13 protein-coding genes are annotated in these 25,997 nt (G+C 66.6%); 2 read left to right on the top strand and 11 right to left on the bottom strand.

Annotated features, from left to right (window positions below; all coding sequences use genetic code 11):
- Positions 1–3 precede the first annotated feature (3 nt).
- The 10 genes from PHLH3_RS15240 to PHLH3_RS15195 form a co-directional block, all read right to left on the bottom strand.
- On the bottom strand, positions 4–483 hold the full coding sequence (locus tag PHLH3_RS15240; protein ID WP_213630320.1) for a YbjN domain-containing protein: 480 nt from the start codon (positions 481–483) through the stop codon (positions 4–6).
- 51 nt (positions 484–534) lie between these two features.
- Entirely contained in the window at positions 535–1,188 is a 654-nt protein-coding gene (locus PHLH3_RS15235; RefSeq protein ID WP_213630318.1) for a DNA repair protein, read from the bottom strand.
- Positions 1,189–1,214: 26 nt separating this feature from the next.
- Positions 1,215–2,909, bottom strand: a complete 1,695-nt coding sequence (locus PHLH3_RS15230; protein ID WP_213630316.1) for a putative porin — start codon at positions 2,907–2,909, stop codon at positions 1,215–1,217.
- A 34-nt stretch (positions 2,910–2,943) separates the two neighbouring features.
- Entirely contained in the window at positions 2,944–3,672 is a 729-nt protein-coding gene (locus PHLH3_RS15225; protein ID WP_213630314.1) for an energy transducer TonB, read from the bottom strand.
- Positions 3,673–3,674: 2 nt separating this feature from the next.
- The gene (locus tag PHLH3_RS15220) at positions 3,675–4,100 is read right to left on the bottom strand and encodes a biopolymer transporter ExbD (RefSeq protein WP_021221719.1); all 426 of its coding nucleotides are present in this window, start codon (positions 4,098–4,100) and stop codon (positions 3,675–3,677) included.
- Positions 4,101–4,110: 10 nt separating this feature from the next.
- Entirely contained in the window at positions 4,111–5,958 is a 1,848-nt protein-coding gene (locus PHLH3_RS15215; RefSeq protein WP_213630312.1) for a MotA/TolQ/ExbB proton channel family protein, read from the bottom strand.
- A gap of 31 nt (positions 5,959–5,989) precedes the next feature.
- Positions 5,990–7,543, bottom strand: a complete 1,554-nt coding sequence (locus PHLH3_RS15210) for a ShlB/FhaC/HecB family hemolysin secretion/activation protein (protein WP_244863072.1) — start codon at positions 7,541–7,543, stop codon at positions 5,990–5,992.
- Between the two features lie 220 nt (positions 7,544–7,763).
- Positions 7,764–8,144, bottom strand: coding sequence for a transposase (locus PHLH3_RS30670; protein WP_280527459.1), 381 nt, complete (start codon positions 8,142–8,144; stop codon positions 7,764–7,766).
- Positions 8,145–8,872: 728 nt separating this feature from the next.
- Complete coding sequence (locus tag PHLH3_RS15200; RefSeq protein ID WP_213630310.1) at positions 8,873–9,154, bottom strand: hypothetical protein; 282 nt, start codon at positions 9,152–9,154, stop codon at positions 8,873–8,875.
- A gap of 838 nt (positions 9,155–9,992) precedes the next feature.
- On the bottom strand, positions 9,993–10,886 hold the full coding sequence (locus tag PHLH3_RS15195; protein WP_213630309.1) for a LysR family transcriptional regulator: 894 nt from the start codon (positions 10,884–10,886) through the stop codon (positions 9,993–9,995).
- Between the two features lie 146 nt (positions 10,887–11,032).
- On the opposite strand from PHLH3_RS15195, the gene PHLH3_RS15190 reads away from it, so the two are divergent.
- Both PHLH3_RS15190 and PHLH3_RS15185 read left to right on the top strand, forming a co-directional pair.
- Positions 11,033–12,010 (top strand): hypothetical protein, encoded by a 978-nt coding sequence (locus tag PHLH3_RS15190; protein WP_213630308.1) that lies wholly within the window; start codon positions 11,033–11,035, stop codon positions 12,008–12,010.
- Positions 12,011–12,136: 126 nt separating this feature from the next.
- Entirely contained in the window at positions 12,137–12,913 is a 777-nt protein-coding gene (locus PHLH3_RS15185; RefSeq protein WP_213630307.1) for a TSUP family transporter, read from the top strand.
- Positions 12,914–13,179: 266 nt separating this feature from the next.
- Here PHLH3_RS15185 and PHLH3_RS15180 read toward each other — a convergent pair whose 3' ends face one another.
- Complete coding sequence (locus tag PHLH3_RS15180; protein WP_213630306.1) at positions 13,180–25,863, bottom strand: filamentous haemagglutinin family protein; 12,684 nt, start codon at positions 25,861–25,863, stop codon at positions 13,180–13,182.
- Positions 25,864–25,997 lie beyond the last annotated feature (134 nt).

The raw sequence follows: 25,997 nt of genomic DNA, 5'->3' as shown, positions 1-25,997 counted from the left end.
CGCTCAGGCCTCGCTGTCGGCGGTTTCGGCCGGTGCCTGGGCGGCGGCCTGCTCGCGGGCCATGGCCTGGCTGTAGTCGCGCAGGTAGGCGATGAACTCCTGCAGCAGGCGGTCCCACAGTTCCATCTGGCCCTGCAGGTGCTGCGGGCTCACGCCGGCGGCGACGATGGCGTCCATCTCCAGCACGAGGAACTCGCCCTGGCGTGACAGGCGGGCGAAGCGGCGGCTGGCGTTCCACACCTCGGCGAGGCCCGCCGGCAGCTCGCCCTGGATGCGCAGGGCGCAGCTGAAGCAGTAGTCGAGGTAGGCGCCCGCGTCAGTGGCCGGGTTGCCGAAGCGCACGGCGAAGCCGATGCCCTGGCTGGCGCTGAGCAGTTGCACCACGCCGCCCTGCTCGGTGCGGTTGACGCGGTAGCCGGCGGCCTGCAGGCGCTCGGTGAGCTGGTCGGGGGTGATGCTGTGGATCATGTCGATGGCGGTCATTGCGTGGTTCCTTGTCTGCGGTTCGGTGCCGGCCGCGCCGGCACCCGTGGGTCACTGGCCGGCGGCGGGCACCATGGCGGCGTCGAAGTGGGTCTTGTAGAGCGCATCGCCGTAGGTCTGCGCCAGCTCCTCGAACTTCACCCGGGCGCTGCCGGCGAAGGGCTGGCGGATCTTCATCACGTCGCTGACGTCGATCTTTTCGTAGGCCTCGAGGATGTCCTTGGCCACCTGGTACATCTGCTGGTTCTTGGCGGTGCACTGCTGCACCTGTTCGTCACGCGTGGCCAGGTCGGTGGCCAGCTGGGCGCGGGCCGACTCGATGCCACGGGCGCGGCCCAGCAGTTCGTCGTAGGCCTGCTTGAACTTGCCCACCTGCAGGGTGCTGGCCGCGACCTGGGCCTGGGCGGCGCTGCGCAGGCTGTCCTGCTGGCCGGCGAGCTGCTCGGCCTGGCCCTTCGCCTTGGCCAGCTCGGCGGTCAGCTGCTTGATCTGCGCCTGGGCCGCCGCCAGCTGCCCCTCGGCCGCGGTGCGCGCGGCGGCGGCCTGGGCCTGCTCGCTCTGCAACGCCTGCAGCTGCTGGGTGGTGGTGCGCAGCTGGGCACGCAGGCGCTCCTCCATGCCTTCGGCCGAGGCCGCGCTGGCGATGCTGGCCCCCAGCAGCAGGGCCAGGCCCAGCTTCAGCGGTGTGTGCGATCGGGTGTTCATGCTCTCGCTCCTTGGCCACACGCGCGTCAGAAGCGCGTGTTGACCTCCAGTTGCAGGACATCGATGTCGAAGGGCGCGCCGTAGACCTCCTCCGCACTCAGCCAGCGGACGCTGCCGACGATGTTCTTGTCGAAGCCGTAGTTGGCGCCGAGGAACCAGCCCTTGGCGTTGGTGCCGCCGAGGTGGAAGGACGAGTCGTTGAAGCCGTCCGGCAGGGCATCGGGCTCGATGCGCTTGTAGCCGGCGTAGAGGTTCCAGTCGCCGTGCTTCTTCAGGTCCAGGGCGTTGCCCAGGGTGAACTGCAGCATCCAGGCGGTATCGCCGCTCTCGATGTTGCCGCTGGCGTCGACGTTGTTGGCCAGCTGGCCGGCCGAGCGCTTGCGGATCTCGAGCTCGTCATAGCCCAGGTTGCGCAGGTAGTGGGCCTGGCTGCGCAGCTTGAAGTCGTGGAACAGCGCGGTGTCCCAGGCGAGGTTGAGGTCCACCAGGTTGAACTCGGAGGCCAGACCGAAGTACTGCGGCTGCGGCGTGGTGGTGGGGTTGGCCGGGTCGATGACGATGTTGCGCAGCTGCATCAGGGTGTTGCCCTTCTGCATGAAGGCGGGGCGCGACTCGTCGGTGTCGCAGGCCGGCTGCCCGGAGTACAGGGAACAGGGGCTGGAGCGCCGGCCTTCGATGTCGTCGAAGCGGTAGTAGGCCAGCGCGCCCTTGACGCTGTTGTCCGCGTCCAGCTGCCAGCGGGCGCCGAGCTGGGCGCCGTAGAGCCAGTTGTTCCTGCTGCTTTCCTTGTCGAAGCCGTTGCTGCTGGCGGTGTCGGAGCTGTATTCCACCGGGAAGGCGCCGAGGGTGCCGAACAGCCCCATGTCGCGGTCCAGCGGCTGGTCGAACACCGCCGCCAGGCCGTCGAAGTTCAAGTCGCCCGAGTACAGCAGGTCGGTGGTGTAGAACGGGTTGGGCATGCGCCCGCCGGTGAGGGTCAGGCGCTCGTCGGGCTTGTAGGCGAGGTAGCCCTGGTCGAGCCACAGGTCCTTCTTGCCGAAGCCGCCACCCAGGGTCTGGGTGGTGGACACCGGGCCGCTGTCGGATCCGGTGCCGATGCGCATGACCGCCGTCCAGCTCGGCGAGAGCACGGCGCGCAGGCCCAGGCGGGCACGCAGGCGCAGCAGGTTCTCGCGGTCCTCGCGGGTGTTGAGCAGCGGTGGCAGCTGCCGGTTGGTGTTGGTGTTGATGTCGTAGGGGCCGCGGTCGTTGATCCGCGCGAAGTCGACGATGCGGTCGCTGTTGGTGTCGGAGTAGTAGCGCGATTCGCTGCGCAGGCGCACGTCGCCCTCCAGGCTGATGCGCGACACCCAGTCGGGGAAGGTGTTGGGCGCGGCCCAGTTCTCCTGCTTGGCCTGGGCCATGACCTCGGCCTTGACCTGGTCGCGGATCTGGTCGCGGACGATGGCCGGCACGTACTGCACGCGCACCTCGCCCGGCACCCCGGCCGGGGCCGATGGGGCCGTGGCGGCGGCCTGGCGGGCCTGCACGGCCTCGGCCTCGGCCTGCTGGATCAGCGCCTGGGCCTGGTCCTGCTTGAGCACGCCCTGCTGCACCAGCAGGCGGATCAGGTTGATGGTGGCGTTTTCCGAAGGCGCCGGCGGTTGCGCCAGCACCGGGCCGGCCAGGCCGGCGACCACGGCGCCTATCCCCAGCGCCAGTCGGCTCATTCTGCAGATCATGGTTCTACTCCTTGGCTGTTCTTGGTGGCGCGGCCTAGCTGGGCCGGCGTCCTTGCAACGAGATTCGGACCGGCATCGACATCGAGGCCGGCGGGCGTTCCAGGGCGGGCGAGGCTCGCAGCGCGGCCAGCACCTTGGCGTCGAGTTCCGGGTCGCCGGTGGAACGGGTCAGCTCCACGCGGGTGACCTGGCCACCCTGGTCGATCCACACGTCCAGGTGCACGCGGAAGGCCAGCGAGCGCAGCTCGGGGCTGTCGCGCATCAGGCGCTGGAAGGCGTAGGCGAGGAACTGGCTGTAGGTGCCGTTGCCCAGGCGCCCGCCGCCGCTGCCGGCCATGCCGCCGCCCTTGCCGGCGCCGATGTTGAAGGCGTCGGAACCGGCCTGGGCGTCGCCGTCCATCTGCATGGGGTTGGCCAGGTCGTCGGCGGGCGTCGGCGGTGCCTCCTCCTCCGGCTTGACCTCCTCGGGCTCGGGGGTGGGTTCCGGCTCGACGATCTTTTCCTCCACCGGGGTTTCCGGCTCCGGCGGCTTCTCCTGCACCGGCGGTGGGGGCGGCGGCGGTGGCAGCGGGATGATCGCGGGGATCTTCGGCGCCTCGCGGCGCACGCCGCTCATGTCGTTGGCCCACTGCCAGAGCAGCCAGGCGAGGCCGGCGGCGACCAGCGCCCCCAGGCCCCAGGCCAGCGGCCGGCGCCAGGTCGGCTCGGCGCTGCGGACTTCGGCGAGCCCGCTATCGGGGCCCTTGCTGGGAAAGGTGGTCATGGTCAGCCCTGGTTCGGTTTGCCGGTGACCAGCCCGACCTGGGACAGCTCCAGGCGCCGCAGCAGGTCGAGCACTTCGATGACCTTCTGGTACTGCACCGTGGCGTCGCCGCGCACGATCACCGGGAAGTCGGGGTTCAGCGCCTTCTCGGTGCGCAGGCGGTCCTCCAGCTCCGGCAGGGTCACCGGGTAGGCGTCGAGGAACACCTGGCCGCCGTCGTTGACCGAGATGGCCTTGGTCTTCGGCTGCGCCAGGGAGATGGCGGCGCTGGCCTTGGGCAGGTTGATCTGGATGCCCGAGACCTGGGCGGTGGCGGTGAGGATGAACATCACCAGCACCACCATGAGCACGTCCACCAGGGGCGTGATGTTGATGCTGTCGACGGCGGCGTCCTCGTCGTCGTCATGGCTGCTGCTCAGGTTGGCCATGGCAGCGTCCTCAGGCGGTCAGCGGCGCGCTGCCGGCATGGAGGCCCCGCCGGTGCGCCGTTTCGCTGAACTGGGATTCGCCGTGCACTTCTGCCAGGCGGGTGACGAACTCGTCGACGAACACCCGCATGTCGGCGCTGACTTCGCGGTTGCGGGTGGTCAGGCGGTTGTAGCCGAACAGCGCGGGGATGGCGACGAACAGGCCCATGGCGGTGGCCAGCAGCGCGGCGGCCATGCCGGGGGCGATGGCGTTGATGTTCACATCGCCCGCCATGGCGGTGCCGAGGAACACCACCATGATGCCCAGCACGGTGCCGAGCAGGCCGATGTAGGGGCCGCCGGCGATGGCGTTGGACAGGGTCGACAGGCGCGAGGACAGCTGCTGGTTCTCGCGGGTGCGCACGCCGTCCATGGAGGCGCGGATGGCTTCGATGGTGGCGGCGGAGATGGACGAGGTGTCGGCGCCCTGGTCGCGGCGGGTACGGATCTCCTTCACCGCCACCTGGTACAGGCGCCAGAGCGAGGAATGCACCAGGGACTCGTTGAGGGCACGGTCGTCGGCGAGCAGCTCCAGGCGGGTGCCGACCCGGGCGAACTGCTCGCGGAACAGCTGGTTGGCGCGCATCACGCGGGCCACGCTGCGGCTCTTGCGGATCATGATCACCCAGGACTGGATCATCATCAGCACCAGCACGGCGATGATCACCCAGGCGTCCACCGGCACCGCCTTGAGCAGGAAGCCGAGGCTGCCGAAGCCGAAGCCGGACTGCTCTTCATCCACGCCGTAGGCCACCAGGCGCGATTCGGCGCCCTGGGCGGTGGCGTCGGCGAGGATCAGCGCCGCCGGGCGCGCGACCTTGGACAGGCGCAGTTCGTCGATGGCCCCGGCGAAGGCACCGAAGGCGGCTGGCGCCGGGGCTTCGGCGGCGCCTTCCACGGGCACGGTCTGGCTCTGAGGCAGGTCGGCGCCGATGGCGATCACCGAGGCGAAGGCCGGCAGCGAAAGCGCGAGGCTGCCGGACTCGCGCCCATTGACGTACAGGCGCAGGGCGCTGCCGTCGGCGCTCAGCGCCAGGTGCTGCCACTGCCCGGCGGCCAGGGCCTGGGTGGCCTGGACGCGCTGGCCGTTGACCTCGACGAAGGGCAGGCCCTGGGCCAGGCCCAGCAGCAGTGCGTTGCCACCATCACGGCGGGCCAGCAGCAGCTGGTCGCCTGCGGCCTGGTCGGCACGCACCCAGGCGCTGAAGGTGAAGGCGCCACCGGCCGGCAGGGCCAGGGACGGGCTGGCCGGCAGCATCAGCGGCTGGCCGTTGAGCTGGGCGGCGCGGCCGATCACCCCGTCGATACTGCTGGCGGGCGGCGTCTGCCCATGGTTGCCGTAGGCGGTGGTGTCACGCGGGGGTGCACCGACGGCACCGTCGAAGTGGTAGACCAGGCTGTAGTCCGGGTCGAAGGTCAGCTGGCCATTGCCGGTGGCCGGGGCCTTGGCGTTGCCGTAGTACATCCAGATGTCCTGGCGCTGGCCGCCTTCCACCTGGGGTACGTCCACCCAGATCAGCGCCATGCCCATCAACGGGTCGAAGCTTTCCACCTGGTGGTTGAGCACGGTCTTGTCGTCGGCGGCGACGAAGCGGATGTCCGAGCCGTTCTCGTTGACCCCGTCGAAGCTGAAGTTGCCAGTGTGCAGGCGTACCAGCAGCGGCGTGCGCCCGGCGGCCTGGTCGATGGCGGCGCCCTGGGGCGTGGTGTCGACGGAGATCTGCTTGCGGTAGAGCCAGTCGTCCTGCCACCAGGCACTGGCGATCGCCGGGTACAGGAGCCCCAGGCTGATGAGCGCGGTGAAGATCAAGCGTTGCATGTGTGTCACTCCGGAGTCGGTGCCTGTGGGGTCAGAAGTTCGCCTGCACGCTGAAATGCACGCGCGGGTCTCGTTTTTCGGTGTTGGGGCCATCCTTCAGCGGGTAGCCCCAGTCGAGGCTGCCGGACAGCCATTCGCGCAGCGTGGCGCGGGTGCCCAGGCCGACGCTGGCGAGGCTGTAGCTGTCGTCCTGGTCGGGCAGCGGGTCCTGCAGGGAGAGCTGCGCGCCCTCGGCGAAGGCATAGAAGCGCCAGTCCTCGACGTAGCCGCCCAGGCCCTTGCCGAGGAAGGCGGCCAGCGAGGGCGTGCGCAGCTCCTGGGAGAACAGCCAGCCGTCATCGCCCGTGCGTTCGGCGGCCAGGTAGCCGCGCACGCTGGTGGCGCCGCCGGCGGAGAACTGCTCGTTGGAGACCAGCGGCCCGGAGGCCAGCTGGAAGCCCAGCTTGGTCGACGACTGCCAGTCGCCGCCGAAACCGAAGGTGTAGGTGGCGTCGCCCTTGAACACGGCGAAGCTGGGGTTGGCGCGGTAGCGCTTGTAGTCGAACGCCTCGGCGTCGCTGCCGTAGCCGAGGAACTCGCGGGTACCGGCCACCAGCGCCAGGCCGAGGCCCAGCTGCGAGGCCTCGGTGTAGCGGTAGCCGTTGTAGCCCAGGGTGATGGGGGCGTACTTGAGCGGCACCTTGTCCTCGGCGCCGCCGAATTGCAGCGACTCCTCGAAATCCTTGAAATCGACGCCCACCGACAGCGAGTGGGCCCAGGGGCCTTCCGGCGGCAGGCCGTAGACCAGCGAGACGCCGTAGGAGTGGCCCTTGCCGAGCACGTTGCTGCCGCCGATGGTAGCCACGTCGCTGTCGGACTGGTAGCCGGAGAACTGCAGCGTCCAGCGCTCGTCCAGGGGCGCTGCGTAGGAGCCGGACCAGACCTCGGCGTTGTCGCGGTCCTCGGGGGCGGTGAAGTAGGTCAGCGAGGCGCTGTGGCCGCGCTGGAACAGGTTGTTGTAGCCGAGGCTGACCACCGAGCGCAGCTTCTCGGTGTCGGCGCTGTAGTCGTTGTTCAGGCCGACGCTGGCCTGCCAGGGGTTCTTGTCTTCCACCTGCAGGTCCACGTCCATGGTCCCCGGGCGCTGGCCTTCGCGCACCAGCGGCACCACCTGGCGCCCGGGGTTGCGGTTGATCGCCGCCAGCTCGCCTTGGACCTTGGCGAAGTCGGGCACCTTGCCCTCCTCCAGCGCCGGCACGTCGTCGAGGATGGCCACCGGCGAGTAGTGCCTGGCGCCGACCACGCGCACGCGGCCCACCTTGGTCTCGCTGACCTGCAGGTAGACCACGCCGCCTTCCACCTGCTGCTCCGGCAGCTCGACGAACACCGACTGGTAGCCCTTGCCCTGGTAGCGCTGCTGCAAGGCGTCGCGGGCACCCTCGATATCGGCGAGGCTGCGCTGCGGGCCGAGGAACGGGTAGACCGCCTCCTCGATGTCGCGGGCCTCCAGAACCGTGTTGCCGCGCACCACGTACTCGTTGACGTCGACCAGCCGAGCCGGGGTGTCGGCGCCCGTCGCAGGCTGCGCCCCCTCCTCCGCGGACACCGGCGCGGCGTGGATCGCCAACGCCAGGCAGGCCGGCGCGAACGGCAGGCTCAGGGCCGCGGCGACGCCTCGTTGGTTGAATGACAGATGACCCACACAGCCCCCTCGTGAAATGGCGCCCGGTATGCCCCGGGCCGCCTTCCGTGCAGGCGTGGCCGCGCCCGAACGCGCGTGCCGCACCGCATCAGTGAACGTTTCGTTGTTGGTTCGCCGGCCGCCTTCAGCGTTGCCGTGCGCCGGCCGCGTGCCGGGCCAGCCAGGTGTGCAGCTGGGCGAAGTTCAGCGAGAACTCCGGCATCTGCATCAGGCCGCCGGAGAACACCTCGCCTACCACCCGCTCGATCAGGCGCACCGCCTGCGGGTTGTCCAGCACCTGCCCCAGGTCCCGGACGAAGACCGAGAAACCCCAGACCCGCTGGTTCAGCTCCAGGCCGACGAACCAGCGGAACAGCAGGTTGTAGTTGAGCTGCTCGTAGAGCTGCTTCTCGCTGGGCAGCGAATAGAGCAGTTGCAGCAGCAGCGCATGCAGCAGGGCCGGCAGCGGCACCTGCAGCTGCTGCGCCCGGGCCCAGCCCTGCAGCTCGGCCAGGGCCTGGCCCATCACCTCGTCGATCTGCGGCCGCAGCAAGACCAGCGAATGGCCGGGCGGGATGTAGCTGGAGACCTCCTTGAGCGCGCTCTGCCAATCGTCCTGGGACACGATCCACACCCAGGGCGCGCCGTAGCGGTAGACCGAGACCGGCTTCTTGCGCGCCGCCTCGACGATCTTCGACAGACGCTGGTCGAGCTCCTGCATGCCCACTTTCGAGTAACCGTCCATATTCCCCATCGCCCCTGTTCCACTGGCCTCGGCACGCCCGCAAACCGCGGGCGAAAGTCGTCGCCCTCCATGGCGACACGTTCCCTTTCGGCGATATCCCTCGCCGTTGACGCTCCGTACATCACCTTGACCGGGGCCGGACGGCACCACCGAACTTTTGTCATCGAATCTTCATGAACGGAGGACGGCGGGAAGGATCTGGCGGGGTGAAAAGCGTCTGGAATGGGTATTACAGGGGAGACCTGCCCACCTCCGACCGGTGGATGCAAAGAGCGGCATCCACCCTACGCACGGCCCAGCCCCGTGCCTCGCTCAGCTTTTCCTAGGATGGGTAGAGCGCAGCGAAACCCATGCGGCGGATCTCGCAGCCCCTCCCAGGATCGCCAAGGGCTGCGCTCGAAAACGTGCTGTCCGGGGCACCCGGAACCTCAGCCATCTCTGCAAAAACGGCTCGCCTGAAATGAAGAAGCCCGGCGGATGCCGGGCCTCTTCATGGGTACGTAAAGGGCTTAGCGACGAACGCCCAGGCGATCACGCCGCACCGCCTCGCGGGCAGCACGGAACAAGTCGCTGGCATCCGACAGCAGCAAATAGGCCGCGTCGGTCACATTGGCCAGATCACGCCCATCGACACAGGAGCCCTCCATGCACGAGAGGCTGGCGAGCAAATCTCGCGCAGCAACCAGGCGGTACTCGGCTGTTTCCTGGAGTTCCATGTAGGACCGGCTGCCATCGAGCAAGAGGACAGAAGAACCGGAAGGGTTGGCGGAGAGCGGGCGCAGGTCAGCCATGATGAACACCTCCACCACTGCAAAGTTGGCTGGGTGCGAATACAGAAGAGATGAAGTTATCGAGAGCGGCGCGAGTCATGACGTGATGCTCCTGGTGTGAGAAGAAGGCGCCCGCAATCGGATAGGCGGCGCCTGTGCACCTAGAGAGTTCGACCGGCCAAGATCGGCTACGGGATTGACCGCAACGGGCGGACTATATGAGGCAGTGGGAAAGCCTGCAAGGGCAGTTTTGCATGTGAGTGGAGGAAGCACCGTGATTGAGCGCTTGCTTTAAAACCACAAAAGCTAACGCAGAAAGAGCGTTTTCATTTGAGCATGGGAAGCCAGGTTCTTAGGACGTGGTCATGAGTCGTCGGTTCTGCTTGTGAGGATTCAATCGGAGGACCCGGCAGGATCGTAGGGTGTGCCGTGCGCACCGCCGCACGGTGCTTCCGGCGAGCCACTAGCAGGGTGAAAAGCGTCTGGAATGGGCATTACAGGGTGCCCATGCCCGGCTACCCCCGATGGATGCAAAGAGCGGCATCCACCCTACGCACGGCCCTGCCCCGCGCCTCGCTCGGTGTTCGTAGGATGGGTAGAGCGCAGCGAAACCCATGCGGCGGATCTCGCAGCCCCTCCCAGGATCGCCAAGGGCTGCGCTCGGAAACGTGCTGTCCGGGGCGCCCGGAACCTCTGCCATTTCTGCAGAAGCGGCTCGCCCGAAATGAAGAAGCCCGGCTGATGCCGGGCCTCTTCTTCTGGTCACGCTATTCGCGAGTGCGCGGGTGATCTGTTCGTCTTTGATCAGTTTGCTGCTTTCAATATCAGCGAAGTCTGAGGTCGGTGGAAAATGCCGGGCTCATTCAGACCGCTCCTGGAATGTACTGATGTTTCTGAACTCATCCGTTATCAACTCTGCAAAGGCATCCCGTGCTCGATGCAATCCAATATTCTTGTTCCAGATGAAGTAATTCTGTATTGGCGTCAGGTCGTCGAAGACATAGCCTTTTATATTGCCAATCTTCTTGTACTGCTCGAACACGCCAGAGGGAACCAGAGAAACCCCCGCACCTGCACTGACGCAGCCAAGAATAGTTCCATAGCTCGCTATGCTGGTTATAGGAGTTGATATGTGTGCGGTCTTTAGCCAGCGCTCGAGGGCGTGGCGGTAAGGGCAACCTTCAGGCCACATGAAAATATCCAGATTGTTGACCTCATCAGCAGAGGTGATTTCACCTATGGACTCCGATGCGATCAGTATCAATGGCTCTTTGTATATTTCCAGTTGGGCAATGTCAGCGTGATCGCTCTTCACGGCAATGATTGCGCCATCCAACTTGTGTCCGATAACTTCCGCTACCAATTGCGACCAGGTGCCGGTGCTGAATTGCATCTGTACGCTCGGGCACTGCACATGGTAACGAGACAATAGAGCAGGTAGGCGGCCAGTCGCTGCTGATTCGATAGCGCCTATTTTTAGCACCCCGGCTGGAGTCGCCTCAGGATCAAGCGCTCTTTTCGCTTCTTCGCAAGTATCGAGAATCTTGTTCACGTAACCGAGAAGCAACTCACCGGAAGGGCTTATGATCAGCCCCCGGCCTTTACGCAGAAAAAGATTGACTCCCAGTTCCTGCTCCAACAGCTTTATTCTGTTGGTAATATTCGAGGGAACGCAGTGCAATAGCTTGGAGGCCTTGACAATACTCCCTTGCTCCGCAGTCACTTTAAACATTTTGAGTTGCGACAGTTCCATTGCTGCACCGAAGATTCATTTAAAGTGAATAGTGACGTGATTATAAATTACTTGTTTGGCGCCTACAAGTGACCTAGTTTCGTGCCCGCCCTTAACTTCAAGCGATAACGAACCCGCTCACACACTTTATGGAAGAAGGTTAAGCAATGAATTCTATTGTTATGGAAAGTGATATTGTTGCGCCCCGCCACGAGCTGTCCATGCAGCAATTTGGCGAAGCATTTATTGAAGATCTCCCAAAACACTTTGCAGCCTTGAAGATACCGGGCCGAGTGATTTCCGGTGATCAGCGTAAAGCGGCAATCCCCGCACATGTGGATCAAGTGCCAGCTATCCAGCGGGCGATGCATGACGTGCTAAATCATGAAACAACGCAAGCGTCGCAGGATTGGGCAGAAAAAAGCTTCAATGCCTTTTTAGAGAAAGAATTGGTCGATGAAGGTGTACTGAAATTTTTTAATGGCTGGAATGAAACCCATAAGACCACAAGCTTGGTTTCAGCGAAAATAATCATGCGCTTGGCTGCTGATGCAGGCGCGATTCCTGCTCACCAGCAATCCCTGTACAACAATGTCATGGCACATATGCATGAGGTGGCCAAGGATGACTTCGGTCTCGGCCATGAAGGGCACGATGGCATGTACGGATACATGACGTCCGCGTTCGGCGCTTCGCGTTGGGTCGAAAGTCAATATGTCGTGCCCGGGTGCAATGAGTTCTCAGGCTTCCTCTACAGAGTGGGCATCGCAGAAAACAAATCACCTTTGAATTCCCATGAATACAAGCGATCCATGTTGGAGGCCATGATGACGTCGGTGGCGTCAGAACTCTGGAATGGTCGTGAATATAACTATATTGCGCAATATATCGAGGAGAAGCTCCACGCCGTCAGTCCAGATCTTCGCGCTGACGTGAAGGCGCTTCGGAATGCCAAGGGTTATGTCATGGGGCATTCAGGAGAGGTGGAGAACAGGCATGGACTGCATGCATTGGCCGCAGCCCAGGCCTATTGCCGATTCGCCGACTTGGAGTTTGACATTCATCGTTTGAAAGAAATCATGATTGATTATAACGGCCGTGTTGGAAAGGCATTCCGTAGTTTGCACGAGGCCTTGACTGCTTGATCGTGTTTTAAAACTGATTGCCGCTGGTGCGATGCGGCTACGCATCAGCGGTTTCGCTCATCTGATCTCTGCATGGATACGGCTTCGGGAGATGATGTGAACAGTGGAAGGTGAAGAGATGTTTTTATGACCATTGAATATACCCTCGTAGCATTGGGTTTTTTTGCATTCTGCGGCGGGTTAATCGATGCAGCAGTTGGAGGCGGGGGACTTGTTCAGGTGCCTGCCCTGCTTCATGCGCTACCTCAGCAAAGCCTGGCGACGGTCTTCGGAACCAACAAGCTGGCCGTACTGCTGGGGAATTGCTTTTCCATATCCCGCTACCTGAGACGCATACATATTGCTTGGACGTTAATTCTTCCCACCATGATCGCTGCTTTTATTTTCTCTTTTCTAGGTGCTTTTTCTGTTTCATTGATACCTAAAGAAGCCATGGAGTACGTCGTCTTTGTGGTGTTGATAGTGATGGCTGTCTATACCTTTGCCAAGAAGGATTTAGGCAGGATTCATCGATCTGTCGAACATGGGCCAAAAGAGATTGTGCTGGGCGTTTTCTTTGGCGCGTTATTGGGATTTTATGACGGCGTATTTGGCCCTGGCAGCGGGAGTCTTTTGCTGTTTGTTTTTGTAAAGTACTTTGGTTTCGATTTTCTCAATGCGTCGGCGTCGGCCAAGCTCGTTAATTTAGGCACGTTCAGTGCTGCGCTATTTTTCTTCGTGCCTTCAGGTAATGTGCTCTGGCTTATCGGTGGCATGGTGAGCCTGTGCAATATCGCCGGCGCCCTCACCGGCGTGTTTTTAGCACTTCGTTATGGAAGTGGTTTCATTCGGATTTTCTTCCTGATTCTATTGGTGTTCCTGATAGGCCGCATGGGGTTCTCAATTTTTATTGAGGCCCCGTGACATAGACGCCCCCGTTCACGCAGCTCGCTGTGGAACTGGCGATAACCGTAACCCCTCTCCTCACTATGGCGCCGGGAACTTCGCTCAAACCCTTTCCCGACCATGCGCCTCCAGCCAGGCCAGCCATGTAGGGCGGCAGAGAATAGCCAACCACGCAGACGTTGGAGGCCGAGCAAGGCCTACCTTCTCGCAGGTAAAAAAAGAGCGGCAGTCGCCTGCCGCCCTCGGGAAAGGGGTGCCGCTCCGAGGGGCGGCCGGGGGTGGGGTCAGAGGGTCAGGTTGCGCTGTTCCTCCGGGGTCAGCTGGTTGCGTGCCTGGTCGTCCAGCTGGCCGGCGCCGAGTACCTGCACACTGCTGCCGGGGTCGTAGGTGGGGGTGCGGCCGGCGCCTTCGCCGGAGGGCGCCACGCGCTCGTTGCCGAAGCCCAGCACCTGGACCGTGAAGATCGACGGCTGGCGCTGGCGCGAGGCGGCCTGCTGGTCGCGGGCCACGCCTTCGGCGGCGTCGCTGGCGGAGCTGGCCGCCGAGCTGGCCGAGGACAGCGCGCCGGTGTTCACCGCGGCCACCACCGGCACGCCGCTGGACTTGCCCTGCACCTGGATGTTGGCGGCGTTGACCACCTGCAGCGCGGCGATGTTGACGTTGCCGGAGACGCGGATGCCCGCCTCGCCCGCATCGATGGTGCCCAGGGGCGCCAGCAGGTCGATGTCGCCCGGCGGCACCTCGGCGATGGGCGCCAGGGTGGCGATGCCGGCACCGGTGCTGGGCACGGTGGGCGACAGGGTGACGTTGCCCCAGTTGTCGTAGACCCGACGCGGCGGCGTGTACACCAGGGTGGTCTTGGAACCCCGCCCGGCGTTGATGTCGCCGGCTGCGGACCAGGCCAGGATGTCGCCGCCGAAGGTGGTCATGATGCGGCTCTGGCCCAGCAGCACGCTGCCGTTGGCGAACAGCTGGATGTCGCCCGTGCCCTGGGTGATGACCCCGGCGGTGGGCGGCGGTGCCTCGCCCTCGATGCCGAACACCTGCTGCCCGCCCGGGGTGAGCATCTGGATGCCGCCGCCGAAGTTGGTGTGCACCCCGGCGCCGCCGTACATCGTGATGTCGCCCTGGTAGAGGATCGGGTTGCCGGCCACGTCGTGGGTGGGGAACAGCGCGGCGATGGCGTTGCGGCCCCGCAGGTAGCTGCCGAAGCGCGGGCTGGCTTCGTCGTTGTACTCGCGGCCGCCGGCACGCAGCTCGGCGAAGTAGATCTCCCGGGCGAACACCCGTTGCTGCTCAGCCGGCAGCGCGGCGTAGTAGGCGCGCGCCTCCTCGCTCGTGCCGCTGAAGCCGAAGCGCTGGGCCAACCATGCCGCCAGTTCCACTTCGTAGGTCTTGGCCACGCCGCCACCCGCCAGGCTGCCGCTGGCCTCGACGCGGTTGGCCGGGTCCAGGTAGCGCTGGGCGAAGGCCAGGTAGTCCGGGCCACTGCCGACGCCGGCCTGCATGACGATGTCCGCCCCCGGCCGGTTGTCGCCCGGCACGATGGCGCCGAGGCTGGTCACCGCAGCCTTGTCTTCCATCAGGATGTTGCGCCCGGCGCTGATCTCCAGGGTGCCGGGGCCGGCGACGTTGAAGGTGCTGTAGAGGATGTCGCGGCCGGCCGAGACGATGGAGATGTCGGTCGGGTCGTCGTGGATGAAGAGGTTGCCGGTGCTGGTGGCCAGGCCTGCGAACTGCGACAGCAGCGTGCCGGTCAGCTGGCCGCTGTTGACGATATCGCGGCCGGCCATGATGCGCGCCGGGCGAGCCGCTTCGTACCAGGTCTCGCCCGCCCTCGGTGCACTGGCGAAGGTGATGAGCTCACCGGTACGCAGCCCGATGATGTCGCCGGTGAGGGCGTAGAAACGGGCCGGCTCGTCGGCACCGCGATAGGCGCTGCGGGTCCCCGTGCCACCAAAGGCGAACAGGCTGCGCCCGAGGACCCCGGCACCAGCCAGGTCTCCTTGATTGGAGCCATTGGAGTCGAGGTAGTAGAACGCCGGGTTGAAGGGGGTGGCCAGGCTGGACACCGGCGCGTTGCTGGGCGTGATGGCATAACCCCCGGCATAGATCGAGTCGCCTGCCAGGAATTCCAGCTGCGCCCTGCCGCCGGGTGCCAGCAACAACGAATAGCGGGTGGTGTTCAGGCTGTTGTCCGTCCACAACGCCGATGGGCCGTAGTAGAGGCTGCCGCCCGGTGCTGTGGCACGCAGGATCGACGGGTAGACGAAGCGGCCATCGGTGGCGGAGTAGTCCAGGCCGCTACGAACACTGTCGTTGGAGCCCGCAGGAAGCTCACCGACCTGCGTCGAGGGGGTGAGGTTGCCGCCTGCGGAGAACAGGTCGATGGCCGTGTGGTCGGTCCACAGGCTGAACCAGGAGCGGCCAATGCTCTTGCCGCCATCGAGATCCACCGGCTGCCAATTGCGGGCGTCGGTCCGCCCGGCATCAGCCGCCCCGCCAAGCACCAGGTCACCCCGGGCGTCCAGGCTGATGGTGGCGTCGCCCGGCACCAGTACCAGGCCGCCGGTGGCGCTGGCCATGGTGGCCTTGAAGGGGTCGTAGGCACGGCTTTCACGGGGGTCCTGCGACATCTGCAGCGGCCCATTGACCTGCTCGATGCCGCCGAAGGAGCCCGCACTGGCACGCACGGCGCCACGCAGGTTGGCCAGGCTGCCATTCAGGTCATGGCGTTGTGCGACCGGGCGGCTCCGGTCGTCCAGCATCGCGCGCGCGGTCAAGGCCGGGTTGAGCCCACCGCCCACCTTCAGATCGAGGTCGCCACCGCCGGTGGGCACCAGTTCACCGTCCACCACGCGCCCGGTCGAGCCCACCGCCAGTACCAGCCCCTGGCTGCGGGTGGCGACGGTGTTGTCCAGGGTGCCCCGGGCCGCCAGCATGCCGGCGTCGCCGCCGACACGTACATCGAGGTTGCCACCCCCCAGGGTTCCGAACCCGGTGAAACCGGTGAAGGCGACGTTGTCGTTGAAGGGCATGTAGGTGCCGAAGTTGATCCACCAGGCGGTGGGCACCTCGCCGTTGGCTCCACCGCCCTGGCGCCACAGCCAGCTGCTGACGCTTGAGCTTTCAGGCTGGTCGAGTCCGCCACCGCCCATCAGTTTGGAGCCGAGGATATCGCCGGTCAGGTCGCCGCCGACGGAAAGCAGCAGGTTGCCGCCATGATCGGGGTACCAGGCGCGATAGAGGCTGCTGGCCCCACCATTGACCAGGGCTTCGTAGCTGCCGCCGTTCTTGCCCAGTACCGTCGCATCGAGCGTGCCGTTAGAAAGCTGAGTGAAGCCCCGCGGCTGATTGAAGACCGCTGACGCGGCCAGATCCAGGGAAGAGGTGCCGGCCGTATAGATGCCGTACAGGGACTGCATGCTGAAGTCACCAGCACTGATCAGGTCCAGGTCGCCGGTACCGACTCGAAGCACACTGAAGCGACTGGTTCCCAGTGCGTATTCATATTCCGTTGGCGCCTGCGTAGCTCCACCGCTACACAAACTGGCCCAGGCGCAGACCTCGTCCTCAGTGATGGCGAACTCCAATGCGACTTCCGCCACGGGCCTCCCCGCCTGGGACGCGTCCCCATAGAACACCGTGGAGCCCTCGGCAGTCAGCAGGCGCGGTGACGCCGCTGCATTGCACAGGCTGGCCCAGGCACAGACCTCGTCCTCGGTGATGGCGAATTCAGCTGCCACGTCCGCCACGGATTTACCGGCGTGGGATTCGTCCCCATAGAAGGTCATGGAGCCTTCGGCCGTCAGCGTGCGCGGAGCGGTCGTTGCCTTGCACAGGCTGTCCCAGGCGCAGACCTCATCCTCGGAGATGGCGAACTCCGCTGCCACGTCCGCCACGGGCTTGCCGGCATGGGACTCGTCGCCATAGAACACCATCGAGCCTTCTGCCGTGAGCACTCGCCCACCTGTGGGCTGCCCGGGCTTGGCGGTCACCAGGTAGCCGTAGTGCGTATCGGCCACGCGAAGCTCGCCCCGCTCGGCGTAGGGGTCCACCAGGCGAGTGTCTGCCGCCTGCAGATCGGCGCCGGCCACGGCGCGCAACGACCAGGATTGAGTGCCTTCGGCCAGCATCTGCGCGGCGGCCCAGTTGCGCCCCTTGCCATCCCCGCCACGCAGGTTGATCTTCTCCACGCCGGCGGTGAGCTTGACGTCGGTTCCGGCTGGGATGAGCGCCCCCAGGGCCAGGGTCAGGCTGCCGGACTGGACGACCACATCCGGATGGCTGCTGTCGACAGAGCGCAGCGGGTTGTTCGGCAACGCCACGCCCTTGGGCCAGTTCATGCCCGTGACCGCCGTGTCGCCTGTCAGCAGCGTGCCGGCACCGAGGATCATGTCCTTGGCCAGGGTGATATCGGCGGAGAGTCGCGTACCTGCCGCATAGGCCAGGCTGTTGTCGGCGTTGCGTATATCACCGGAGAGCACGGTGCCGGCTGGCAGCGTCAGAGGCTGATCCAGCGTCGCAGCGATTGGCAGGCGCGTGCCGGCCGCCAGGGTCATGGCCTTGATGGGCAGGTCGTAGTTGAGCACGGTCCCCGCCGGGAAGGCGGTGCCATCCTGCAACTCGATACCAGCGCGCGGCACCACCACATCGCCATTGAACATCTGCTTGCCGGGCGTCAGCACCCAGCCGGCGTCGTCCTGGGTTTCCGGCGGCGGCATGAAGCCGTCGTTGACGCTGCCGAACACGGAGAGGTCGCCACCGGAGCGGATCACCAGGTTGCCCACCTCGCCCGAGCCGTAGACGCCATTGAGCTTCTGGGCATGGGGATTGAGGCTTGCGTAGCGATGGCCGGAAAGGTCCAGGTCACCCTGCACCACCAGGTCGCCATCAGCGGTCTTGCTGACGATCTCGACGCCCGGGCGCAGGTGGAAGGCGTCGGCATAGGCGCCGTTGTTGAGGCCGGCCAGCTTGCCGTTGACCAGTGCGCCATTGGCCAGTGCGTTGTCGATGAAGGCCAGGCTGTCGGTGTGTTTCTGGTCCAGGTAGTTCTGGTCGATCTCCTGGTAGCGGTGCCCGTTGACGGGGTCGGTGACCTCGCGTGCGTCGTCGTAGCGCTGCACACCGTTCACCGCGATCAGCCTGGCGCCCTGGATGTCCAGGCTGCCGCTGGCGTCGATGGCGATATCGCCGGCGGTGGCGCCGCCCAGGCGCGGGGCGTTCAGTTCCAGGGTGCCGCGGGCCTTGCCGTCATGGCCACTGGTAGCAGCGGTGCCGTGGCGCAGGTCGATACGCGCGCCATCGGCCAGGGTCAGCAGGCCGTCGCCGGAGCCCAGTTCCACCATGGCGCGGTTGGGCGAGTCGATGATCTTGCCGTAGCTGTCCACCCGCAGCAGGCTGCCGTGGGCGTCCAGCAGTGCGTTGCCGCCGATGGTCAGGCCCTGCTTGCCGGCCAGGCGGATGGAGCCCACCCGCTCGCCGCTGGCGTCCACGGTGCCGTTGACGGTGAGCGTGCCGCCGTCCACCGAGACGTCGATCGCCCCGGCCTTGAGGCCATCGCCGATCACCAGGTCGCCCTGCTTGAGCTGGAAGCTGCGGCCACCGAACACCTGGCCCTGGTTGAGCCGCTGGTTGAGAGCGGCGAAGTCGTCGCTGAGCTCGCCATCGCCCAGGTGCTGGGCACGGATGTCAATGCTGCCGGCCTTGAACGGCACCAGGGTGCCGCCAGCGTCGTAATAGCCGCTGCTGCTACCGAGGATGCTGCCGCGCAGGTCGACGCTGCCGGCACCCGCGGCCAGGGCGGTGGCCTTGAGGCTGCCGGCCTGGTTGTTCGTGGCCGAGAGGTCGATCACCGAGCCGGACGCCTGGCGGATATCGCCGTTGCGGCTTTCCAGGATCAGGTCGCCGCCCCAGCTGTACTTGTTCACGTCGTTGAAGGTGACCTTGCGCCCGGCGAGGTCGATGCGCGCGGCATCGGTGAGGGTCAGTTGCGCCTCGGCCTTGAGGCTCAGCTTGCCGCTAGGCAGCACCACGGCTCCTTCCAGCAGCAGGTTGCGGCCGCTGAGGGACAGCTCGGCGCCCAAAGCGTCTCCGCCGATGCTGGGCACTGCACTGCCGTTCGGCGCACTGACGCGGATATCGCCACCTGCGGTGATGCGGTTGACCGAGCCGGCGCCGCCGGTCATCACCGGCGTGCTGATGGTCAGGTTGCCGCCGCTGTACTGGAAGCCCTTGCCGGTGACATAGCCATCCTGGCGCTGGTACACCGAAAGGCCGCCCTTGTGGTTGGCGGTGATGCGCTCGCTGGCGTTGAGGTTGACGTTGGCGAAGCCCACGGCCAGGCGATCGCGAATCGTCGCGGCGGTGGGTTGCGCGTCCGGCTGGTAGCCGAACTCGATGCGCTCGGCGTCGATCACCAGGTTGCCCGCGCCGGTGCCGGCACCACTGGCAATGATGGAACCGGCCTCGTTGTGGGCGCCGTTCCAGATCAGGTTGGAGGTGTGGATGCGCGCGGTCTCGCCCGCCTCGCCCTTGCCGTAGAGGGCCGGGGTGGTCAGCACCAGTTCCTTGAGGCGCGATTTGCCATCGGCCGCGTAGGTATCCAGGCTGGCATTGCCGAAGAAGTTGAGCGAGTCGCGAGCGCCCAGCACCAGGGTCTCCAGGGCCGGCGCGCCGGTGCTGGTGTCACCGCGCAGCAGGCGGTCGAGCACCTGCTGGTTGAGGGTCAGGCCGCTGGGCAGCAGGTTGCGGGCGGCGAGGTCGGCCAGCGCCTCGGCACTGCCGACGTTGATGCCGCCCACTGCCAGGGTCAGGTTGCGGGTGCCGTAGTTGACCGCCTCGCCCAGTTCGAAGGCGTTGTCGGTGGCCGTGGCGATGGTGCCCTCGGAGTAGAGCCCGGTGGTGCCGCTGCACACGCCATCGCACACACCGATGCGGATGCTGCCCGGGGCCTTCTGCGGCTCCTGCGGGTTGGCGGCGTCGGGCGCCAGCATGTTCAGGTAGCCGTTGGAGACGGCCAGCACGCTGTTGCGGCCCGGTTTGTAGATGTAGCCATCGCGGGAGTCACGGGGTGCCGCGCCCTGGCCCAGGGTGTTGATGCTGGCGCCCTGCTCCACCGTGATGCCGCCGGTGGGCCCGGCGGTGACCAGGAAGACTTCCGGGGCCTTGAGGGTCGCACCGCTGCGCAGTACCAGGTTGGTGGTGCGGGCCACGCTACCGCCCGTGCTACTGGCACCGTCGTCGAACTGGATGAAGTTGCCGCCCTGGCCGTAGAAGGAGCGCGCATAGGCGCCGATGTTGAGGCTGCCGGCGCCGATGGCGTTGAGGGATTCATCGGTCAGGGTCACGCCGTTGAAGCCGGCGGTGGCGCCCTGCCCGGCCCTGACGATCTCCAGGTTGCCCGTGGAGGTCTGGGTGATGCTGGAGGTGCTGCCACTCCCGCCCTCCCCGCGCGCCTTGAGCAGTTCGCCGGCGAAGCTGAAGCTGGGCCGGTCGGTGGTGTTGTTCGCAAAGCTCAGGTTGAAGGCCTTGGCATCCCTGGGCATCAGCGCGGCGGGAATGCCCAGGCGCGCCGCGTCGGCCTGGAGGAACTGGCTGAAGCGGGTCTCGTTGTACTGGGAGTAGCGGCGCAGTACATCGGCCGAGGTGAGGATCACCTGGCTGGCCAGGCTGTCCCGCGCGCCGCTGGCCAGGCCGAGGGTGCCGGCGGTGGACCAGGAGCCATTGCGCATGGCCTGGGTGGCGATGACGCCGCCCTGCCCGGCCAGGCCGTTGACCTCCACGCGGAAGGCCCCCGGCAGCAACGCATAGGTGGATGGCAGCAGCGTATAGGTGCCCGCCGGCAGGCCCGGCACGCCGGCGCCGAGGGTGATCTGCTGGCCCACCCTGGGGTCGACCGCGCCGCCCTCGCCGCCCTGGGGCGCATAGCCGGCCTGCACGCCGGGGACGATGGCGTAGACCGGGTTGCTGCCAAGGGCCGGCAGCAGGAAGCCATCGGCGCCGTACTGCATCAGCGGGTTGAAGCGCGCATCGGTGGAGCCACCGCGCCCGGAGACGAAGCCCGCGCCGACCAGTTCGCCACCGCCGGATACATCCACCACCGCGCCCTGGGCGACATCGATCACCTGCCCCACCAGGTCGACCTTGCCCGGCATCAGGCTCTGCCCTTCCTTGAGCAGGTCGTTGGACAGCGACACGCCGTCGTAGAGCCAGGTCTTGCCGTCCACCGTGCCGCCGTAGGGGATCACCAGGCCGGCACCGCTGACCGAGGTGAGGCTGCCGGGCAGCAGGTTGACGATGCTGGCGGGGCGGGTGGCGTCGCCCTGGTAGCCGAGTATCAGATCGCCCAGCGGCGCGCGCAGGATGCCGCCCTGGTTGATGACGTCCGCCTGCAGGCTGAGCGAGCCGAAGGCCGAGTAGGGAACGGACGGCAGGCCGCTACCGCTGCGGCCGATGTCGATCCTCGATGCACTCACCTGCCCTTTGACACCAGTACCCGTATAGATCTGGGCGGCGCTCATGGCCAGGTTGCCGGGCACTTGCAGGCGCATGGCGCGGGCGTCCTCCGTGCTCAGCAGCCGCAGGTCCCCCTGGCTGCTCAGGTGCACATCGGAGAAGGCCCGACGGTCCACCACCTGCGCGCCACCCTGCAGCATCAGGATGCTGCCCCGGGCGCCCAGCCTGACGGCATCGCGCACATCCAGCAGGCCTCTGGCCGACAGGTTCAACCGACCCGTGGCAGGGCGCTGTGAGCTGCCGACGCGGATGGCGGTGTCCGTACTTGCGCTGTCTGCAGGCGCCCCCGATGCCCCGGCCAGGCGCAGGTAGCCACCCCGCAAATCAACGATGGATCCTGCAGCGGCCGTCTCGGCCAGGCCGTAGGTACCGGCATAGAGGTTGAGCGCGTTGGCCATGTCCAGGTTCAGCGCCCCGTCGAAGCTGAGCAAGCCGGTACTGAGCAGGGAGAGGTTGTCGAAGCCCCCACCCACCACCTGATCCACGCCCAGCCGGCCATTTCCGTACCGCAACCAGGCGGCGCCCTGGCCCGGCTCAACGCCGCTCGGCAGCGATTCGCCCTGGTGTTGCGCCAGGACCAGTTCCCGCGCCTGGCGTACTGCATCGGTCGCCCTGGGGTCGTTTATCCGATAGGACGGGGCACCGAGTGCAACGGAGAGGCTGCCCCCCGATGCCCCTGCGCCACCGGCCTCGGCCTTGAACTGGCCATCCAGATAGAGCCCGCTGGTGGACGCGAAGGCGATGCTGCCGCCATGGCTGGCCACGGGGGTGGCGCCCTGCCCCGGGATGTCCAGCACGGCCTGGGCACCGGATGCGTCCAGGCGCGCGCCCTGGCGCACCACCACGAAGGCGTCGGTGGCGGTTAGGCTGCCCGTGGCGTGGTCGATCTCACCGCCGATGACGATGCTGCCGCCGTTGCGCACCGTGCCATAGCGATTGCCACGGCTGTCCACGGCCGTGACGGCGCGGGCGGCGGCATCCAGCACGGCGTTGTCGCCGATCCAGAGGGACTGGTAGGTCTCCAGCGGTTTCTGCAGGGCGATATCCGGGTTCGAGACGATCGAGTTGACCGAGATTCGTCCGCCCCATGCGTTCAGGGTGCCGTCCACCGTCACCTGGCCGATGCCGGCCAGGCCGATGGATTGGCCGGGGTCGACATTGAGTATCGCCCCCTTGCCCACCAGCAGATGGGTGGTGGCGATATCACCCACCGCCGTGATGCCGCTGCCGGCGCGCAGCGACAGGCTGGCCCCCTGGCGCTGGGTCAGCATTCCCTTGGCGGCATCCTCCAGGTAGAGAGGGGGCGTCCAGGTTTCCAGGGCGTCACGGGGCGCGCCGCCCGTGGCCAGGCTGGCAGCCCCTTCGCCCTGCTGGTACACCGGCATGCTCACATCCACCCGGGTGCCCTCGGCCACTTCCAGGCCGCGGTTGCCCGCCACCTCGTAGGCGGAGAAGCCCTTGTCGAAGAAGTCGCCACGCAGCAGCAGGGTGCCGGCATCGGCCGAGGTGGCGCTGTCGCTGATCAGCACCTTGCCGGCCTGCAACGCCAGGGTGCCACCGCCCTTGACGCCCTGGCCGCGCAGCTCGCCGCCCAGGCCCAGTACACCTGCGCCACTGGCGGTGTTGGCGTTGGCCGCCAGGGTCAGGTTGCCGCCCTTGCCGCCTTGCAGCTTGCCGCTGGCCAGCAACGCGGCGCCGGAGGAGACGTCCACCAGGCTGCCGCTACCCAGCAGGGTGCTGCCGCTGCTGCGCAGGGAGACGCTGCCGCCATCGAGGTACGCCAGCGCACGGCTGTCGTTCGGATCCAGCAGCAGGTTGCTCCACAGGCCGCTGGCATCGAGCCTGGCGCCACTGGCGAGGGTGACGGACGCCGCTCCGCCCAGCGTGGTATCGGCATTGCCGGTGGCGGTGATCTGGTTGAGCACGTTGCCCAGCTGGATGCTGCCGCCATGGGCGGTGATGTCGGCGTTCACCTCCACCTTCGGACCGAACAGGGTGACGTTGCCCGCCGGGGCCACCTGCAGGTCGCCATCGACGCGGATGCCCTCGCTGGCGGCCACCTTGACCGCCCCGAGGTTGAAGCCGTTGAGCTGGGCACTGTCGAGGTAGAGGATGCCCTCGCGGCCGGCCGGCAGGGCCGAACCCAGGTCCAGCCCATCGGCGATGCGGATGCCGCCCTCGCCGAGGATCACGTTTTTCAGGGTGTTGGCATCGGCGCCCAGGGCATATTCCAGGGTGCCGCTGCCCTTCACGTACCAGGGGGTGTAGCTGCCCATCACCAGTTGGGCACCACGGGCCACGGCCTTCTGCGACTGGCTGTAGCCGTCGAGCCCGGCCTGGGCGCCACGGGTCTGGCGCTCGCCCTGGTAGGTGTCGCTGGCCAGGGTGCCTTCCAGCACGGCGTTGCGGGTGCCGATCACCAGGGTTCCGGCGTCGCGGCCCACGGTGTAGCCGCCTTCCTTGCGCTCGTTCGGGGCGATCAGCGGAGTGTAGTAGTAGTCGGTCTGGCCCCAGCGCTGGCTGTGGTCCTCGTAGCCCTTGTAGAGGCCGGTGTAGAGGATGTCGCCCGGTGCGCTGGAGAGCTCGTAGAGGCGCCCGTCGGCGCCCTTGAGCCAGGTCTGCTTGATGGTGCCGGCCTGCACATCCAGGGTGCCGCCGGAGAGGTTGATCTGCGAGCCGGCCTGGGTCACCACCTCGTTGCCGGTGAAGCTGACGGTGCCGCCCTGGGCCATCCACTCCGCCACGCTGTGGCCCTGGGTGCCCAGGTAGCCGCCGACCTCCAGCAGGCCGCCGGCGGTGTACCAGCGGTCAGTGGCATAGCCGTTGGTGCCGGCGGGCACGAACACCAGGTCGCGCACATCGACCCAGACATCGTTGTTGTTCAGGCCGCCGCCATCGCGGTTGACCGAGGAGTCGCGCTGTTCGTTCCCCTGCAGGTTGACCTTGACGCTGTTGGACTCCATCGCGACCTTGACCCCGGTGGCGCCGGAGACGTCGATCACAGCGCCATCACGCACCAGGCTGCGCTGGCCGGCGTTGACCGCCACCTGGCCACCGGTGGCGAGGGTGATGGAACCCTTCTGGAAGTCAACGGTGCCGCTGCTGTCGATCTGCACCAGGGACAGGTCGCGGCGGTAGGCGTCGCCGGGAATCACCTTGCCATCCTGGGTCACCGCCGGGGCGATCAGCGCATCGCGCTGGCTGTCCAGGGCCGTGGCGCTGGCGTCCAGCAGGATGGCGGTGGTGCTGCCCTCGCCCAGGGTCACGCTGCCGTTGGCGCCGGTTGCGGTGAGGTGCACCGTGCCACGGGCATCGGCCGAAGTGCTGGCCAGGGCCGCGCCGTTCTGGCGCACCTGGTGGCCGGCCAGGGTCACGTCGCCGCTGGCGGCGAGGATCACCCCGCTGTTGGTCACCGTGCCCGTGCCGCCGACGGTCACCTCGTTGCCACGGGTGGTGGAGGTCGGGCTGCCGTCGGTGCCATAGCCCTTGCGGATGGTGAAGCTGTCGCCCGCCGCCAGCAGCGCCTGGCCCTTGGGCGTGACAATGGTGCCGGCGTTGTCCACCTCCTTGCCCAGCAGCAGCACGTAGCCGCCGCCAGCCGTGGAGGTGGCCGGCGCGGCGGTGTTGAGCTGCGCACCCTGTTCCACGCGGATGGCGCCCTGGGCGTTGGTGAAGGCCGGGTTGCTGCCGCTGTAGAGGCCGCCGGTCTTGAACTGCTCGTCGCTGAAGTCGGTGGCCGCGGCCACCAGGTTGCGCACGTTGACCTGGCTGCTGCCGCTGAACACCACGCCGTTGCCGTTGAGGATCATCACCGTGCCGTCGCCCTTGATCTGGCCCTGGATCTGGCTCGGCGCCGTGCTGTTGCCGACCTTGTTCATCAGGGCCCAACTGGCGTCCTGCTGGAAGGCCACGGTGGTATCGCGGCCGACGTTGAAGGTCTCCCAGTTGAGGATGGCCTTGTCGGCGGTCTGCTTGATGGAGACCAGCACCTTGCCATTGGCGTCGGTCTGCACCGGCCCCTCGGCGTTGACGAACAGCGGCTTGCCGTCCGGGCCTATCACCACGTTGAGGCCGTTGCCGCCCAGGCCGTTATGAATGGTCTGCGGGCCGCTGGAGGCAGCGGCCCGCCCCGCCGCCTGGGCGGCCTGGGCCGCGGCGATGGCCGCCACCGTGTTGTTCATGTTGGCGAAGGTGCGCCCCAGGCGCTCCTGCACCCGTTGCTGCTGGGCCAGGGGCGGCGGCGTGCCCGGCGCCGGGGTGGTCGGGCGCGTAGCGCCCGAGGCCTGGGCCGCGCCCTTGGCGGCGAACCAGGCGGCGCTGAACGCCGGCTCCGCCTGGGCGCCACCGGCCAGCAGCATCAGGGCGATGGCCTGGGCCAGGGGCTTGAGCGGCAGGAAGCCGTCGTGGCGGGTGGCGGTGCGGGAAGCGGGCTTGCTCGGCTGGGAACGCATCACTACGGATCCTTGTGTTCTCGCGAAAGACGGGCGCATCGCCCTCCCCTGAGGTGCGCGCCATGGCTATACCCAAGGCGGTGGCAGCCGCGCTCGACCGAACTTTTGTCATGCAAAGTTCATCTGCCCGGCAG

It is taken from the genome of Pseudomonas sp. Pc102 (genome assembly GCF_018408275.1).
GTDB classification, from domain to species: Bacteria; Pseudomonadota; Gammaproteobacteria; order Pseudomonadales; family Pseudomonadaceae; genus Metapseudomonas; species Metapseudomonas tohonis.
Note: the sequence above shows the minus strand (reverse complement) of the source record. Positions and strands in the feature narration are given on the sequence as shown.